General features: G+C 46.7%; 3 protein-coding genes. 1 reads left to right on the plus strand and 2 read right to left on the minus strand.

Going from position 1 to position 1,798, the window contains the following annotated elements; translation table 11 throughout:
• Positions 1 to 234 precede the first annotated feature (234 nt).
• Complete coding sequence (locus ABJ99_RS00040; RefSeq protein ID WP_044322549.1) at positions 235 to 654, plus strand: hypothetical protein; 420 nt, start codon at positions 235 to 237, stop codon at positions 652 to 654.
• An 18-nt stretch (positions 655 to 672) separates the two neighbouring features.
• On the opposite strand, the gene ABJ99_RS00045 is transcribed toward ABJ99_RS00040, so the two are convergent.
• Positions 673 to 1,245, minus strand: a complete 573-nt coding sequence (locus ABJ99_RS00045) for a hypothetical protein (RefSeq protein WP_054084083.1) — start codon at positions 1,243 to 1,245, stop codon at positions 673 to 675.
• The coding region (gene stbB / locus ABJ99_RS28555; protein WP_054084084.1) for a StbB family protein at positions 1,242 to 1,798 on the minus strand (557 nt) is incomplete at its 5' end. The genes stbB and ABJ99_RS00045, both read right to left, overlap by 4 nt.

Here is a 1,798-nt window from a genome sequence, read left to right on the forward strand (position 1 = left end):
CGATGTATTCGGGGGGGCGCTTCATCCCCCCGTATACATAGAACGTGCCTGTTTAGCGAATTCGAGATAGGGGGCCAGCAGGGTGAATCTGCGGGTTACATCAGATTTACATCTGAAATGCTCTGGATTACATCAAGATTGCTTTGAATTGCGTTTTTTTACATCAGTGGTACGCTTCTTTACGACAGATTTACATCACTTTTACATCACTTTTCAGATGACAAGGGGCAAATCATGGTTCAAGAAACCCACGACAGGCTTGAAGCCCTGACAGAACTGGCCCAGGACAACGGAGTCAGGTCGTACACTGCGCAAATCCGCGACCTGTATGACGTAATCGAAAACGCCCTGGATTCGGGAGTAAGCAGAACGATGATTCACCAGAAACTGGTGGATACCGGACTGACGATCAGCCTTCGTCACTTCGATCAGGCGTTGTACAGAATCCGTAAAAGCCAAAAACGAGCTGGACAGGTTAAACACCCCCTGCCTGAGAAAAGCAACAGCGTAGCGGTCAGTAAAACCGCCTTGCTGAATGGCGAGAAAATCACGCCACAAGCCAACTTCAGGCAAAGCATGAAGCAGATCAGGGAGGAGGTGGAAAATACGGATTGGGCCAAAGTTATTAATGATGCGAATAGGGCTAGGAAGTAAAGACCCTAATAGCTTTCTTCACTGTACAAAACGTTTTTTCAACGCGGGTGGTAGCGTATCAATGAGAGCCCGCTGATTCTTGTATTCGTTATAAAACCATTTGTTGGTTTCGTTAACATCTTGAGAGGTTATCGCAATCCAACCCATTGCACACATCATCACAATGGTCACGACCACAAACCCCGCGAGAACTATGTAGTTGAAACGTGCCGCGTGGGTATCTCGAATGTTTCCGGATAGATTCGTGATTCGCTTTTCTAGATCATCGATCTTCATTGCTGCGCGATGCAAAGCAGGTTCGAATACTCGCTCTAGGCTCTGATGAATAGCTGTGGACATTTCCAGCGCCACGTCCACACCCGCTTTGGCGGCAGTGGCCTGAATAACTTCCTTTGTACTGTCTTGCAAAAGCAATGCAGTCTCTTCAGCATCTTCTACCGCGTCTGCCACGATATCCAGCGAATCCCTCATGGATATTTCAAGCAGCTTCGGAATTCTTTTGACGTCATCGTGCAAACGGCCTACATCGCTCAGAAGCTCAATAATCAGAGCGTCACGCGCCGTAGAAGGAAGAGTTTCATGCTCGCTCATTTAATCACCTCAATATCAAAAAGTTCTGCGAAAACACTATCAAGCTTGCGGTTAACGCCTTTGCACAGCAGTTTCAAGCCATACATATCAGACCAGCGATTACGATCTTGCACACTGGCGTTTTTGTCTTTGAGAAGCGTTTTATAATCCGTTTCATCTTCCATCAAGCTTTTCATTGAAAGACGATTGATCGACAAGGCGTCAAACAATTCAGACTCAAATATTGCACACTGGTAATTAATCCTGAATGCGCTGGCACGTTCGTGGTATGCAGTAATAATAGGAAACTCTGCTTGCACGTCACGTTTGACGCGATTGAATACCACGCGAATTTTATCGGAGGGAACACCCATCGAAGCCAGACTGCCAATCATGCTGACTGTTTCCTTTTGCTCCTTGGTGCCGGAGGTTACTGGCACAATGTAATAATCGATTTCTTCATGGGCTTCCTCAAACCCTTCAAGATTGGACATGAAGTCCTCAACATTGGAAGCACCCACGTCGATGATGGCGTTGTCTTCAAGCATGAGTCGTTTGAACAGCTCACGGAATT

Source organism: Pseudomonas syringae pv. cilantro (genome assembly GCF_001293775.1).
Lineage (GTDB): Bacteria > Pseudomonadota > Gammaproteobacteria > Pseudomonadales > Pseudomonadaceae > Aquipseudomonas > Aquipseudomonas syringae_P.